This window comes from Streptomyces sp. NPDC047982, assembly GCF_043204165.1.
Taxonomy (GTDB): domain Bacteria; phylum Actinomycetota; class Actinomycetes; order Streptomycetales; family Streptomycetaceae; genus Streptomyces.
Map to the genome: position 1 here is coordinate 49329 of NZ_JBIDBS010000021.1, position 13790 is coordinate 63118.

The window sequence follows — 13790 nt, forward strand, 5'->3', positions numbered from 1 at the left end:
CATGAGAAGGTGAACAACCCATGACCGATGTCAACAGACTGTTGCTCGCTGCGGCGGTGGCAGGCGGTTACGTCCTGGGACGCACCAAGAAGGGGCGGCTCGCCCTCACGGTGGCGTCTTACGCGGCCGGCCGCCATTTCGGGGTCCAGCCGCGGAAGATCGTGACCGAGGGAGCGAAGAGGCTCGGGGGGATACCCCAGGTCGCGGACCTGGGTGATCAATTGCGCGGCGACCTGATGGCGGCAGGCCGCGAGGCCGTGTCGGCGGCCGCCGACCGTCGTCTCTCCGCGTTCGCCGACGCTCTTCATGAGCGGACGCTTCGGTTGGAAACCGTCGGTGAGGATGAGCACCGGACCGGGCCCGACGGGGAGGACCTCGATCGGGACATCGAGGAAGAGGATCTCGAAGAGGAACAGGCTCCCGAGGCCCCTGAGAGAAGACCGCGTACCCGTGCCGCCTCTGAGAGGAAGTCCCGGGACCGCACGGAAGGAAGCAGCGGCAGGAGGCGGACGGGCGACCGCACGAGGGAAGCGGCCGGGGGGACGGCGCCTGCCAGGAAGCCCTCGACCGGGCGGGAGCCTGCCGAGAGCGCCGCTCCACGGAAGAGGACACCTTCCTCTGAGAAAGCCCCGCCGCGCGCCGGGCGCCGGAGGTGACCAGTCATGACACAGCGACTCAAGGAGACCGAGGTCTCAGGGCTCGACCGGTTCCGTGACGAACTGGGCGACTACCTGTCGGCCCGCATCGGAGACCTCGCGGAGAGGGCGAGCGACAAGCTGTTCGACGTGACGGACCAGCTCACCGAGGTCGGGCAACACGGCGGATTGCTGTCCCAGGTGGGTGCGGGCCTCCTCGGCGGCAAGTCCCCCGTCAAAGCGCTGCTCTCCGGAACGGCGAAGAGCGCCAAGGGCACACTCGTGGACAAGGTAAAAAGCTTCCTCGGCAGCGGCAAGGGAAAGGCCCCGGGCGACCAGAAGGTCACCAACATCGTCGAGGTGATCGACGTGGGGGTCCCCCTGCGGACGGCCTACGACCACTGGACGCGTTACGAGAAGTTCAGCGGCTTCACCAAGGGGGTGCGCAACGTCTCGATGACCGACGAGTCGACAAGTGACTGGAAGGTCAAGGTCGGCCCCTCGACCCGCGGCTGGAAGGCGACCGTCCAGGAACAGGTGCCCGACGAACGCATCGTCTGGAGATCCGAGGGCGCCAAGGGGACGACACGCGGTGCCGTGAGCTTCCACGAGTTGGCTCCGAGCCTGACACGCATCGTGCTGGTCGTCGAGTACTACGCGTCGGGTGTGTTCGAGAAGACGGGCAACCTCTGGCGCGCACAGGGCCGCAGACTGCGGCTGGACCTCAAGCACTTCCAGCGCCACGTCACTCTCACCGACGAGGAACCCGAGGGATGGCGCGGTGAGATTCGTGACGGCGAAGTGGTACGGACCCACGAGGAGGCCGTCGAGGACGAGGAGGCACGGCAGGACCGCGAGGCGGAAGAGGCGGACGAGGAGGACGAAGGGGACGAGGAGGAAAGGGAGTCGGAGGAACCCGAGGAGGAGGACGGCGCGGAGGAACCCGAGGAGGAGGACGAGAGCGAGCGGGACTGACCCGTGTGTTCTCCACTCCCCCGGTCGACCCTGCGACCAGCGGGGTGGAGCGGGGACCCCCGACGTTTGAGGCGCACGCGCGCATGGCAAACGCCTGCCATGCGGCCTTCGGCGAAAAATACGCAATGCCCGGACCCGGATTCGCGCGGTGACGCCTTGAGCGGCGGCGTCGCCCGCGCCGAGCGTCTCTTCCTCGACTGCCTTGATGCGCTGAGCCGCGCGGAGAAGCTCGACGCGCTGTCGGGCCCGACGCGGCGAATGGTGCGCGGTCTCCCGCTCGGCCGCTCGCGTGATGCTCTACGGGGCCTGCCGATCGGTCATCCGCTGCACCCGGCACTCGTGCAGGTCCCAGTGGGGGCGTGGCTGTCGGCAGCGGTGCTCGACTTCGTTCCCGGCAGCCGACGGGGAGCGCGTGTGCTGGTGGGCGTGGGAGTGCTCGGGGCTGCTCCCGCGGCGTTGGCCGGATGGGTGGACTGGGCGGAGCAGCCACCGGAGCACATGCGCACCGGACTGGTCCACGCGGCGTTCGTCACCACCGCCGTCGCGTTGTACGCCGTCTCCTGGGTGCATCGCCGACGTGACGGCCGTACGGCCCTGGCGAAGGCACTCGGGCTCGCAGGGCTGTGTGCTGTCGGCGTCGGCGGACTCCTGGGCGGTCATCTCGCCTACCGGCAGGCCGTCGGTTCCAACAAGGCCGAGTCCGTCGGTCGTCTGCTGGAAGCGGGCTGGCATCCCGTGGGCACCGTGGAGGACTTCCCCGTGGGTGTGGCGGTCCGGCGGCAGTTGGGCGAAGTGGCCCTTCTGGTGTTCCGCTGCGAGGACGGGCGGATCCGGGTTCTGGGCGAGCGCTGCAGTCATCTGTCGGGCCCCCTGTCCGAGGGCAGGATCGCCGACGGCTGCGTGGAATGCCCCTGGCACGGCAGTGTCTTCCGGCTGTCGGACGGCGTCAACGTGCGTGGGCCCGCCACCGCACCGCAGCCGGCCTTCCATGTGCGCAGGGACGACGACGGCACCGTGCACGTCCGGTTGCCCGGAGCGGGCGGAAGCGCTCCGTGACCCCCGGTCGTCCGCGGCGCCCCGTGGTGCCGCTCCGGTTCGGTGACCGTGAAACGCCGCGCTCCTACGTGTCGGGAGGCAACAAGGTGCCGAGCGGACCGAGGTCCAGGTTGAGGTCGCTCATGGAGAGGTCGTACCGAGCACAGAGTTCGGTCATGCGGTCGTGCAGGATCATCAGGGTCGCCCCCAGACGCTCCTCCTGCTCCGCCGTGAGGTCCCCCGCCTCGACCCTGTGAAGCGCCTGCCGTTCCATGAGTTGGCGCAGCAACTCGACGAGGGTGAGGACGAGTTTCATCAGGTCGCGTTCCACCGTGTCGGGGTCCGCGCTCACCCTGCGGGCCGGCCGCCGGGCGTTACGTGGGGCGTACTCCTCCCTCACGGGCAGCGACCTGAGGGCGCGGTCGGCGGCTTCGGCGATCTCGTCGAACCTGCTGCGCGGCCGGGGCTCCTCACCCGTCATCGTCCCCTCCCGCCGGCATGGAAGGTGTCCACGGGGAAGGGTTCCGCCGGCTGACGGACACGATCAGCGAGCGCAGGGAGATGCGCACGAGATCGATGTCCGCGATCGACAGCACGATGTCCCCGGTGAGGACGACGCCTCCGCTGAGCAACCGGTCCAACAGGTCGATCAACGCCACCTGACGGTCGGGAAGCGGTTCCCCGGACGGGACCGGCGGACGCACGGCCGTCACCGCGCCACCCCCTCTCCGTCCTGCGGCATGTCGGGCGCCGCGAAGGAGTAGGGGGCCCAAGGACCCGTGATCTCGACGCGGACGCCCTCGAACCCGTCCGCCGCCGACGCCACGTGGGCCCGGAATGCGTCGGCGTCCCGCATCGGGACGAGATACGCATCGTTGATGATGTTCTGTCCCGTCCCGGGCGCGAGCGCACCCTGCTGGGCGCGGTGTCTGACATGCCCGACCGAGTAGGGCCGGGCGGCCGACTCGATTCGTTCGGCCACGCGTCCGGCGTCGCGGTAGACGTCCTCGCGGGCGTTCCGCTGGGCTCTGCGGCGGCTCAGGTAGGCGCGTCCGGGGCCCAGGTCGTCGGCGGCGGACGGTTCCTTCGGCCCTGGCGGCGCCGGTTCGTCGACGAACACCTTGACGCCCCATTCGGCCCGGGAGGCCAAGGCGTCGAGCCGGGAGCCGAAGGCGTCGCAGCGCTCCTCGATGACCGACCGCACACGCCCGTCGTCGCGGTACAGGGTCACCAGCCGCAACGGCAGGACGGTGGTGCGTTCCGCCAGCGCCTCGACCACCCGGTGGTGGGCCCTGGCGGTGGACTCCAACCAGTCCAGGTCCTCGAGACGCGTCCGCAGCGCGCCCTCCGCGAACTCGCTCTCCGGCACCGGACTGACGGCGATCGCCAAGCCCTCGCACTCCTGCGAACACACCAGGCGGACCGGCGCTCCGCAGACGCCGGCGAGGCCGGCCAGCGCTTGGTGCAGCGTTCCGTCGTCGCGTGCCACCGCGTACGCGTAGCTGATCGCGGCGGTCATGGCTCGTCCCGTTCATCGGTGCGGCGCTGCCGCTCTTTGCGTTCGTGTCGAGGACGACCGCGGGGCACTTCGTCGGCGGACTCCGTCTGCCGGTCGGTGAGCGGCTCGGCGTCTCGGCGCAGCGACTCGATCTCCGCGCGCAGGCGTCGGTTCTCGTCGCTGAGGGAGCGGTATCCGTCGTGAGCGCGGGAGGAGAGCGACGGATCGTGCTCCCACCAGTCGATGCCCATCTCCTTGGCCTTGTCCACCGATGCGACCAGCAGGCGCAGTTTGATGGTGAGCAGTTCGATGTCCAGGAGGTTGATCCGTATGTCGCCCGCGATGACGATTCCCTTGTCCAGGACCCGCTCCAATATGTCCGCGAGGTTGGCCGAGGTTCCCTGACCGTACGGACCGTAGGAAGCGGAACGGGACGGCACGTCTCCCAGCCTCCTGGCGACGGGTTCGGTCACAGCCACTGCACCTCGTTTCCCTGCTGTCCCGGCACGTCGGCGGACATGCCGGTCGCGTGCGGTCCCGCGCAGGAGACCTGGTCGGTTCAGGCGGCGCTCCCCCGCCCACGGGCTCTGATCTCGTCCAGCCGGTCGAGGAGTTCGTCCTCGCGCCGGTCGAAGGTCTCCTCGTCGATGTCGCCCGACAGGAGCTGTCGTTCGAGGGCGGCGAGTTCCCGCTCGACCGGTCCCGGGTCGTCGTACTCGTTCTCCGCGGCCTCGACGACGCGCTCGATCACCCACGCCGCCCCGCGCACGGGGGCCAGGGGCAGAGTGACCAGTTGGGTGAGCAGTCCCATCCCGCCTCCTAGACGAAGCTGTAAGGGGCCAGCGGTCCGCGCAGCCGCACGTCGTAGTCCGGACCGAGCTCTTCCACGAGTTCCCGCTCGGCGGCGACGAAGGACTTCTCCTTCTCCCTCTCGACCAGGAAGGACGCGTTGAGGAAGTGGTCCCCCGCCGGCTGCGAGGCGTGCTCCTCCCGAGCGAGGCCACTCAACGAATCCACGATCGCTTCGGCCGTCCGACCCTGCCGGGCACGTACTTCTCCAGAAATCAACTCGCCGAGCGCGAGCGGAAGTTGCGGGCCGCCACGACCGCTTCTGATCTCGTCGTTCATCCTGCGCGCCTCCTCGGACTCACGCAGGATCTGCCGAAGCAGCGCGTTCTCCTCCTGGCTCGCTTTCAGGTTGTACTCGACGCACCCTTCCAGTGCTCGCAGACGTTCGAGGAACCACTCGGCGCGCTCTTCCAGCACTGTGCGCACCGCGTCCTCGTCCGCTGTCGTGAAGCCGAACTGCAGGGGGAGAACGGTGCCGTCGCCCATCAGGCGCTCCTGGACCGCGTGGTGGGCCGCGAGATCCCGGCGTTTGGGCCGCAACCCCTCGGGGGCGTCGCTGACGACGGCGGACAACTTCTCCGCGTGCACGGTGCGCAGTCTCGTCGGCGGGTCACCCACGCCGTGCAGGTCGTCCAGGTACTGCGGATGCGTCCTGGCGACCACGGTGTACACGTACACGGCCATGAGTCATTCCCTCCGGCGCCGGGCAGCGGGTCGGCGCCTCGGCCGCTCCCGCGCCTCCTCGATCTCCTCGGCGTCCTCGTCGTCCCGGTCGTTGTCGCGCCCTGCCTTGAGCGCGTCGCTCAGGACTTCGGCCGCGCCGCTGAGCGCACCTTTCGCCTTGCCGTGCGCGCCGCCCTCGGTCACCTGTCCGACCACGTCGGTGAGCTGGGAGGGCGCCTTGCGTCCCTCCTCCAGGTCGAGGCGGTTGCACGCCTCCGCGAAGCGCAAGTACGTGTCCACGCTGGCCACGACGACGCGCGCATCGACCTTCAGGATCTCGATGCCCACGAGTGAGACCCGCGCGAAGACATCGATGACCAGGCCGCGGTCCAGTATCAGATCGAGAATGTCGTAGAGATTTGCGGTTCCCCCGCCGCCCGTGGCGACGGTTCCCGCGCCTTGCGGCACCACAGTCATGGGTGCCTCCTTTCGGGGAAATCCTCCGGTGCCGAGGTGGCCGCCGCGCTCCTACCCCGCGTGTGCCTACGGCGTCCGGTGGTTCAACGGCCCCGGTCCACCTGCCCGCGCGTGTAGCGGCGGGTGCGCTCGTACGCCAGCAGTTCGCCTTCCTCGTCCAGTTGGACCCGGTAGCTCGCCATGACGCTGGTGGTGCCGGGGACCCGTTCCACTTCGAGCACCTCTACGTCGGCCTGCCAGCCGTCGTCGGTCGGCCTCACGGCTGACACCGATTCCGGTGCCCGCCCGAGCAACTCCCGCAACTGATCGGCCGCACGTCGCATGGCCTGGGGCGCGGACACGCGGTCAGCCACACGTCCGGCTTCGTCCGCCCGGCCGTCACCCTGTCCGCCACCGGCCCTTTCGTCCGTCTTCTTCCTGCCTGACGGCCGCTCGGGGCGCTGGGTCTCGTCTTCTTCGGCTGCGGTCATATTCACTCTCCGGAGGCGGAGACAACCCACCGTCTTCACCGCAATGCGGTGCTACTTCATGATATAGGGCTTTCTACCGGCACCCTCAGTCGTAGCTCTCCCGCGTTCGCCCACACAAAGGGCAGAGCCTCCAGGAGGCAGGCCGCCTCTCGCAGGAGCCGGGCGACCGAGGGTCGGACATCGGCGCGGCGGCAGGCCAACCCCTTTGTGAGAATATGGTGCGATCCACGCTAAATGGGTAGATAGAGAACATGACCATAGGGAACCCCGATCCTGATCCGCGTCATACGACCGGCCTGGAGCCCGGCGGCGGCGTCCCTCCCGGCGAGACACCTCCTGCCGAAGGCAGTACCTCGGAAGCAGGACCGCGCCATGACCCCCCCAAGGGCTGGGCGGCGGGACCGCTGATCGCCATTCTCGTCGTCGTCGTCCTCGTGGCGGCCTTCTTCCTCGCCTATGCCGTGCTGGTATGACAGGACGCTGCCTCGTCGCTACGGCGGACGTCGGCGGCTGCCTCTTTTCGCGTGCGCCGGTACGGAAGGCAGGTCGGCGGGCTGCCCGAACGACGACCACGCAGCCGCACACGCCGCCGCGATGAACGTCCGCCTCCGGTGAGCCACCGCTCGACCGGCCCCGACGCACTCTTGCAGAAACCTCTTTCACCATCCTCCGCGAGCGGCGGGAAGAAAGCCGGGGCCAGGCGGCGGTCGACCCGGGCCCGCTCTGCTCCTCCTGTGCGACCTGCGGGGCTCCCTCCCGTGCGACCTGCGGGACCTCTGTGACGGATGCACTGGTCCGACACCGTGATCAAGGTCGCGCACCCGGACACTCACGGCCGCCCGAAGCCGACCGGGCACCGCCGCGCGTGCGAGGTCACCGACCCCGCACGGGCTCGCGGGCGGCATGCGGGCGCTCCGGCCGGTCGGCACCACGACGCGCCACTCCGGCAGGGGCCCGGCGTTCTCCGGCGGCCGGAACCGCTCACCCGTTCGGCGGCGAATCCTCGGGGAGGGGTTTTCGTTGATACCGATGGAGAGCCGCTGCCCGCCACGGCTCCCCGTGACGGTGTCCGGAACTCGGGGTGCCGGGCACCGTCACGGCTCTGCGTAGCCCGCCGGGCCTGAGGCGGAGCCGTCGCTCTTCGTTGCCACCGCCCTCCATCCGGGAGGGCGGCCCACGCCTCTCGCCCGCGACACTCCATCGTGACCGGCGCCGGCCACGTCACCGGCGTCCCGTGCCACCGAACGCGGCCCCCCACCGGTGTTCACGGCGGCCGGCCGGCTCACAGAAAGGTTTCCGGCCGTCGGAAAGACGCTCCCCGGCATGCGCGGCGACGGCGGCCGTCACCGCCGCCGCCCAGAACCACGGAGGCACCATGTCACAGCTGGAACACCCGCAGCGGACACCGCCGGAGAAGGCCGTGACCGACAATCCCCGTGTGCGCATGGGCTGCCGGATCCGGGAGGTCGTGACGACCACCGATCACAAGACGATCGGCAACATGTACCTCGTCACCTCGTTCGCCTTCTTCCTGCTCGCCGGGGCTCTGGCGATGATGATGCGTGCCGAGCTGGCACGGCCGGGACTGCAGATCCTGAGTCCGACGCAGTACAACCAACTGTTCACCGTGCACGGCACGGTCATGATGCTGCTGTTCGCGACGCCCACGTTCGCCGGGTTCGCGAACGCCGTCATGCCGTTGCAGATCGGCTCGCCCGACGTGGCGTTCCCGCGGCTCAACGCGCTGACCTACTGGCTGTTCCTCTTCGGAGGGCTGATGGTGGTCGGCGGTCTCGTCGTTCCCGGCGGTGCCGCCTCCTTCGGCTGGTTCGCCTACGCCCCGCTGAACAGCGCCGTGCGCACACCCGGGGCCGGGGCCGATCTCTGGGCCATGGGGCTGGTGTTGAGCGGCATCAGCACCACTCTGGGGTCCGTCAACTTCGTCGCCACGATCGTGTGCCTGCGCGCCCCGGGAATGACGTTGTTCCGCATGCCGATCTTCACCTGGAACATCCTCTTCACCTCGATCCTGGTCCTGCTGGCGTTCCCGGTACTGACGGCGGCCCTGCTGGCACTGATGGCGGACCGCAAATTCGGGGCGCACGTCTTCGATCCCGCCAACGGCGGGGCACTGCTGTGGCAGCACCTGTTCTGGTTCTTCGGGCACCCGGAGGTCTACATCGTCGCGTTGCCCTTCTTCGGCGTGGTGACCGAGATCATCCCGGTGTTCAGCCGCAAACCCGTCTTCGGCTACGTCGGGATGGTAGGGGCCACCATCGCCATCACCATGCTCTCGGCCTCCGTCTGGGCGCACCACATGTTCGCCACGGGGGCCGTGCTGCTGCCCTTCTTCTCGCTCATGTCGTTCCTGATCGCAGTGCCGACCGGCGTGAAGTTCTTCAACTGGATCGGCACGATGTGGCACGGGAGCCTGTCGTTCGAGACACCGATGCTCTGGGCCCTCGGCTTTCTCGCCACGTTCGTCCTGGGCGGGCTGAGCGGTGTCCTCGTCGCTTCGCCTCCGCTGGACTTCCACGTCACCGACAGCTATTTCGTCGTCGCCCATCTCCACTACGTCCTGTTCGGCACCATCGTCTTCGCCATGTTCGGCGGCTTCTACTTCTGGTGGCCCAAGATCACCGGAAGAATGCTCGACGAACGGCTCGGCAAGATCCACTTCTGGACCCTTTTCATCGGGTTCCAGACCACCTTCCTCGTCCAGCACTGGCTCGGTGAGATGGGGATGCCCCGCCGGTACGCGGACTATCTCGCCACCGACGGCTTCACCGTGCTCAACAGCGTCTCCTCGGTAGGCTCCTTTCTGATCGGGATCTCCACGCTGCCCTTCCTCCACAACGTCTGGAAGACCGCCCGGCACGCTCCACGGGTGACGGTGAACGACCCCTGGGGATTCGGCCGTTCGCTGGAATGGGCCACCTCCTGTCCCCCGCCGCGGCACAACTTCGCATCATTGCCACGGATCCGCTCCGACTCGCCCGCGTTCGATCTGAATCATCCGGAGACACTCGCGCCGAGAGCGGCGGGGCCGGGCGGAAGCACGCCCACCCCGGGCACGACCGGGGGGCGGGGCGCATGAGACCGGAGGCACGGCTCTTCGCCGGCGTGGCACTGTTCTTCCTGCTCACCGACGCCGCCTACCTCTGGTTCGCGCGCGAACCGGCCGGCTCCGCGGCTCTCACCGTTTCCTTCCTCATGTCGGCGCTCATCAGCTTCTTCTGCTGGGCGAACCACCGCAGGAGGGGCACGAGACCGGAGGACCGTCCGGACTCGGACATCCAGGAGCGTTCCGGCTTCGTGGACTTCTTCCCGCCGCACAGCGCCTATCCGGTGACCGTCGCCATGGGCATGGCGCTGATGGGCCTGGGCGTGGTCTACGCGCTCTTCCTGTTCCTCATCGGCCTCGGCATCACCCTGTGCGGGGTCTTCGGCATGACGTTCCAGTACGCCGGGCGGGAGGGCTGAGTCGGCAAAGGAGCGGAGCGTCCCGGTGCCGGACCCGGTGCGCGGACGCTCCGCTCCCGCACGACCGGGACGACCAGGCTCCTCAGCGCTCCTCCGACTCGCCGACCGGGTCTCTGAGCCTTTCCGCGATCTGCGCGCGCTGTTCCGCCGTCGTCGGCATGTCGACCCGGTCGCGGTAGTACCAATTGCTCAGCCGGAAACGGACGCGCTCCCGGCGGGACGCCCTTCCGCCCGGCGCGGCCAGTGGCCGGGGGACGTCCCTGACCAGTGCCCGGTAGCGCCGCTTGCTGTCGAGCGGCCGGTGGCCGCCGCTGATCCCCCCGTAGACGCTCTGCTCGACCTTCCCCGTCTCCTGCCCCTTTTCCACCAGTTGACGCTCGTGTGCCTGCAACGCGAGGCACACACGTTTGGTGACGAGGTAGGCGATCAGCGGCCCGAGGACCAACGTGATCCTGAAAATCCATGTCAGTGTTTCGACGGAGACGTCGAAGACGAAGGCCGTGACGTCGTTGGCGCCCGCGGCCAGCAGCACCGCGTAGAAGACGATGGCCGCCACGCCCAGGCCCGTGCGCGTGGCGCGGTCCCGGGGTCTGTCGCACAGGTGGTGTTCACCGATGTCGCCGGTGATCCACTTCTCGAAGAAGGGGTACAGGTAGAGGACCAGGAAGAGCAGACCCGGCAGCAGTACCGCCGGAACGAGCACGTTCCACATGAGCGTGTGTCCCGCCACGGCGTTCTCCCACGGGGGCATGAGCCGCAAGGCGCCTTCCAGGAATCCGACGTACCAGTCCGGCTGCGAGTCGATGGTGACCTGGTCCGCCCGGTAGGGGCCGTAGTTCCACACGGGATTGATCTGGGCGGTGGCGCCGAGCCACGCGGTGACGCCGGCGACCATCAGGCTCAGTCCCGCCGACTTGGCGGTGAAGTGCGGGAACATCGGCTGTCCCACCGCGTTGCGGTTGGTCCTGCCGGGGACCGGCCACTGAGTGTGTTTCAGGTAGACGACCATCCCCAGGTGGAGGATCACCAGGCCGATCAGGAGACCGGGGACGAAGAGGACGTGGACGATGTAGAGGCGCGGGAGGATCACCTGGCCGGGGAACGCTCCGCCCCACAGGAAATGGCCCAGGTACGTGCCGACGACGGGCAGGGAGGTCACGATGGTGTACGCGGTGCGCATTCCGGTTCCGGACAGCAGGTCGTCCGGCAGGGAGTAGCCGCAGAAGCCCTCCAGAAGCGCGAGGAGGAACAGCGTCACGCCCACCATCCAGTTGCCCTCCCGGGGCCGGCGGAACGCTCCGGTGAAGAAAACCCGGAGCAGATGCACTCCGAGCGCCGCCAGGAAGATGAGGGCGGCCCAGTGGTGCATCTGCCGGACCAGCAGCCCGCCTCGTACATCGAAGCTGAGGTGCAGCGTCGTGGCGTACGCCTGGGAGACCGTCAAGCCGTGCAGCGGGCTGTAGGAGCCCAGGTAGGGCCCCGACTTCATGCTGGGGTCGAAGAAGAGCGTCAGAAACGTGCCGGTCATCACCAGGACGATCAGGCTGTACAGGGCGAGTTCGCCCAGGAGGAAGGACCAGTGGTCCGGGAACGCCTTGCGCATCATCCCCTGGGCGGCCTCCGAGACAGGCGCGCGGCGGTCGGCCGCGACATAGCCCGCCTCGGCGATCCGACGCGCCTTCGCCTTGAGCGCGCGCCTGCGTCCGGGGAACAGAAACACCGGTCGACTCCCTCGTCGGCTTGCGGGCGGCACACCGGAAGCGCGCCGCGGCGCACAGTGCGCTCCTGTGCACTATGCGGACTGCCCGGCGCGTACTCCCGCATTACGCAGATCAGGGGCACGGCATTCACACGGTTCCGCCGGGCGAGGGACGCGCGCCCGGCGGGGCGCCCGGCCCCGCTCGCGCACCTCGGTGAGCACGGGCACGTACCGCGACGCGGAACGGGGCAGCGCTCCCGCGACGGCGGCAGTGTCGAGCGGCAGAGGCATGGGGCAGCGCGCGGACCTTGCCCACGCGGCAGACCCCTGGCGCCGGCGCGCGCTCAGCGCCGGGTCAGCGCACCCTCCCCCGCGGTTTCAGGGGCACCGGCGGGAGTGCGGGGGCCGACAGGCGGCCGCCGTCGTAGCCGTGCACCTCACCGAAGCGTGAGCCCTCCATCCAGTCCTTCCTGGCCACCTCGATCTCCTCCTGGGAGCGGCCGATGAAGTTCCACCACATGATGAGCTCCTCCTCGAAGGGCTCGCCGCCCAGGAGCATGAGGCCCGCGTCGGAGCCCGCGCGCAGGGGCAGTTCGCGGCGACCGCAGCCGAGGTAGAGCATGGAGCCGGGCAGTACGGGCACACCGTCGACCTCCGCCTGCCCGGACATGGCCAGCACCGCGTACTCGAAGTCCGGTTCGAGCGGGAGGCGGACATCGGCACCGGCCGTGAGGGCGAGGTCGGCGCCGACGATCGGGGTGTACGTGGTGCCGGGCGAGGCGGCGCCGTCGAGTTCGCCCAGGATCAGTGTGGCGGTGAGACCGGGGGCGGTGACGACCGGCAGGTCGGTGTGGTGCTGGAAGTGCGGCTCGACGTGGCGGTGGGCGTCCGGCAGGGCCACCCAGAGCTGGGCACCGTGCAGAAACCTCGCGTGACTCTTCGGGCTCTCCTCCGAGTGGCTGATGGCCCGCCCGGAGGTCATCAGGCCGAGCTCGCGGGGCCGGATCGTCCGGAGGCTGCCGAGGCTGTCCCGGTGCAGGACCTCGCCGTCGTGCAGCCAGCTCACCGTCTGCAGGCCCATGTGCGGGTGGGGCGGCACCTGCATCCCGGGCTCGTCGGCGATGTCGTCGGGGCCGTAGTGATCGACGAAGGCCCACGCGCCGACCATCCGGCGGCCCAGGTTGGGCAGCAGCCTGCGCACCTCGGTGGACTCCCCCAGCCGGACATGGCGGGGTGCGAGGAGTTCACGTACGGGCTCGGCTACGACGAACCCTCGCCCTCCGCAGACGGAGGGGACGGCCTGGCGATCGAGATTGCTCATGGCGCTCAACCTATTCCCGTGGGGTCCGGGGGTGCCGGTACCCACGCCGACGACTTGGTGGAATATTCAACCATCAAGTCGGGTTGGGGCAAGCACCGGGAAGACCGGGCATCCCGCCCGGTCAGGACCGGCCGGGACCGGGGCGCTCCACGCACGGTCCGTGAACGAGGAGACCGCATGAGCAACAGCTATTTCGAGTACGGGACGGCCGCGGACCGTTGGGACCGTGCACAGATGTTCTTCGAGGCGAAGGAGTACATGACCGCCGCACGGATCCTCGAAGGGCTGGTCGAGGAGGCGCCGGAGCAGGTGTCGCCGCGGCTGCTGCTGGCCCGCGCCTACTACCACTCGGCGCGCCTCGGCAGGGCGGAGGAACAACTGCGTGCGGTACTGGAGCGCGACCCGGTGGAACCCTACGCCCGGCTGATGCTCGGTCGCACGCTGGAGCGCCGGGGGCGGGACGCGGAGGCGTCGGGACATCTGCGGATGGCGGCGGCGTTCTCCGGGGACTTCGACACCGAGCGGGACCGCATCGGCCAATGACCGGGCCGAGGACGAAACGGCCGCAGGTCGCGACGCCCGGCGGCCGGGGTCCATGCCATGCCGGACGCGTCGGCGCGGCGGCAGATCCCGCACATGCCGGCCGAAGCCGACAACGCCCGGGCGCCGTCCCGCTGTTCGTCCC

The 13790-nt window shown here is 69.3% G+C and carries 17 protein-coding genes; 7 read left to right on the forward strand and 10 right to left on the reverse strand.

What is annotated here, in order from left to right; translation table 11 throughout:
- Window positions 1–20 precede the first annotated feature (20 nt).
- The 3 genes from ACGF2V_RS24285 to ACGF2V_RS24295 all read left to right on the forward strand — a co-directional run bounded on the left by ACGF2V_RS24285 (window position 21) and on the right by ACGF2V_RS24295 (window position 2666).
- Window positions 21–656 (forward strand): histone protein, encoded by a 636-nt coding sequence (locus ACGF2V_RS24285; protein ID WP_362624569.1) that lies wholly within the window; start codon window positions 21–23, stop codon window positions 654–656.
- Between the two features lie 6 nt (window positions 657–662).
- Window positions 663–1610 (forward strand): SRPBCC family protein, encoded by a 948-nt coding sequence (locus ACGF2V_RS24290; protein ID WP_362624571.1) that lies wholly within the window; start codon window positions 663–665, stop codon window positions 1608–1610.
- 156 nt (window positions 1611–1766) lie between these two features.
- Window positions 1767–2666, forward strand: a complete 900-nt coding sequence (locus tag ACGF2V_RS24295) for a Rieske (2Fe-2S) protein (RefSeq protein ID WP_362624573.1) — start codon at window positions 1767–1769, stop codon at window positions 2664–2666.
- A 64-nt stretch (window positions 2667–2730) separates the two neighbouring features.
- Here the strand turns inward: ACGF2V_RS24295 and ACGF2V_RS24300 are convergent, their stop codons facing one another.
- From ACGF2V_RS24300 to ACGF2V_RS24335, 8 genes are all read right to left on the reverse strand, one after another.
- A complete protein-coding gene (locus tag ACGF2V_RS24300; RefSeq protein WP_362624575.1) occupies window positions 2731–3126 on the reverse strand; it encodes a gas vesicle protein K in 396 nt (131 codons plus the stop codon).
- Window positions 3116–3358 carry a gas vesicle protein gene (locus tag ACGF2V_RS24305; protein WP_362624577.1) on the reverse strand — a complete coding sequence of 81 codons (243 nt, stop codon included), beginning with the start codon at window positions 3356–3358 and terminating at the stop codon, window positions 3116–3118. Before ACGF2V_RS24305 ends, ACGF2V_RS24300 begins: the two co-directional genes overlap by 11 nt.
- Complete coding sequence (locus ACGF2V_RS24310; protein ID WP_362709089.1) at window positions 3355–4164, reverse strand: GvpL/GvpF family gas vesicle protein; 810 nt, start codon at window positions 4162–4164, stop codon at window positions 3355–3357. The genes ACGF2V_RS24305 and ACGF2V_RS24310 overlap by 4 nt, the downstream gene beginning before the upstream one ends.
- Entirely contained in the window at window positions 4161–4616 is a 456-nt protein-coding gene (gvpJ, locus tag ACGF2V_RS24315) for a gas vesicle protein GvpJ (RefSeq protein WP_362624579.1), read from the reverse strand. The genes ACGF2V_RS24310 and gvpJ (ACGF2V_RS24315) overlap by 4 nt, the downstream gene beginning before the upstream one ends.
- Before the next feature lie 86 nt (window positions 4617–4702).
- Window positions 4703–4954 (reverse strand): gas vesicle protein GvpG, encoded by a 252-nt coding sequence (locus ACGF2V_RS24320; RefSeq protein ID WP_362624581.1) that lies wholly within the window; start codon window positions 4952–4954, stop codon window positions 4703–4705.
- 8 nt (window positions 4955–4962) lie between these two features.
- On the reverse strand, window positions 4963–5676 hold the full coding sequence (locus tag ACGF2V_RS24325) for a GvpL/GvpF family gas vesicle protein (protein WP_362709086.1): 714 nt from the start codon (window positions 5674–5676) through the stop codon (window positions 4963–4965).
- A gap of 3 nt (window positions 5677–5679) precedes the next feature.
- Window positions 5680–6132, reverse strand: coding sequence for a gas vesicle protein GvpJ (gene gvpJ, locus ACGF2V_RS24330; protein ID WP_362624584.1), 453 nt, complete (start codon window positions 6130–6132; stop codon window positions 5680–5682).
- 83 nt (window positions 6133–6215) lie between these two features.
- On the reverse strand, window positions 6216–6602 hold the full coding sequence (locus ACGF2V_RS24335) for a gas vesicle protein (protein WP_362624586.1): 387 nt from the start codon (window positions 6600–6602) through the stop codon (window positions 6216–6218).
- 251 nt (window positions 6603–6853) lie between these two features.
- Here ACGF2V_RS24335 and ACGF2V_RS24340 point away from each other — a divergent pair, with 251 nt between their 5' ends.
- From ACGF2V_RS24340 to ACGF2V_RS24350, 3 genes are all read left to right on the forward strand, one after another.
- Window positions 6854–7075 carry a DUF6480 family protein gene (locus ACGF2V_RS24340; protein ID WP_362709083.1) on the forward strand — a complete coding sequence of 74 codons (222 nt, stop codon included), beginning with the start codon at window positions 6854–6856 and terminating at the stop codon, window positions 7073–7075.
- A gap of 902 nt (window positions 7076–7977) precedes the next feature.
- Window positions 7978–9699 carry a cytochrome c oxidase subunit I gene (gene ctaD, locus ACGF2V_RS24345; RefSeq protein WP_362624588.1) on the forward strand — a complete coding sequence of 574 codons (1722 nt, stop codon included), beginning with the start codon at window positions 7978–7980 and terminating at the stop codon, window positions 9697–9699.
- Complete coding sequence (locus tag ACGF2V_RS24350) at window positions 9696–10085, forward strand: cytochrome c oxidase subunit 4 (protein WP_362624589.1); 390 nt, start codon at window positions 9696–9698, stop codon at window positions 10083–10085. The genes ctaD and ACGF2V_RS24350 overlap by 4 nt, the downstream gene beginning before the upstream one ends.
- Window positions 10086–10167: 82 nt before the next feature.
- On the opposite strand, the gene ACGF2V_RS24355 is transcribed toward ACGF2V_RS24350, so the two are convergent.
- Entirely contained in the window at window positions 10168–11691 is a 1524-nt protein-coding gene (locus tag ACGF2V_RS24355) for a cytochrome bc complex cytochrome b subunit (protein ID WP_389047655.1), read from the reverse strand.
- A gap of 448 nt (window positions 11692–12139) precedes the next feature.
- A complete protein-coding gene (locus ACGF2V_RS24360) occupies window positions 12140–13105 on the reverse strand; it encodes a pirin family protein (protein ID WP_362709080.1) in 966 nt (321 codons plus the stop codon).
- A 177-nt stretch (window positions 13106–13282) separates the two neighbouring features.
- Between ACGF2V_RS24360 and ACGF2V_RS24365 the strand changes: the two genes are divergently transcribed.
- Window positions 13283–13648, forward strand: a complete 366-nt coding sequence (locus ACGF2V_RS24365; protein ID WP_362624593.1) for a tetratricopeptide repeat protein — start codon at window positions 13283–13285, stop codon at window positions 13646–13648.
- The last annotated feature ends 142 nt before the right edge of the window (window positions 13649–13790 follow it).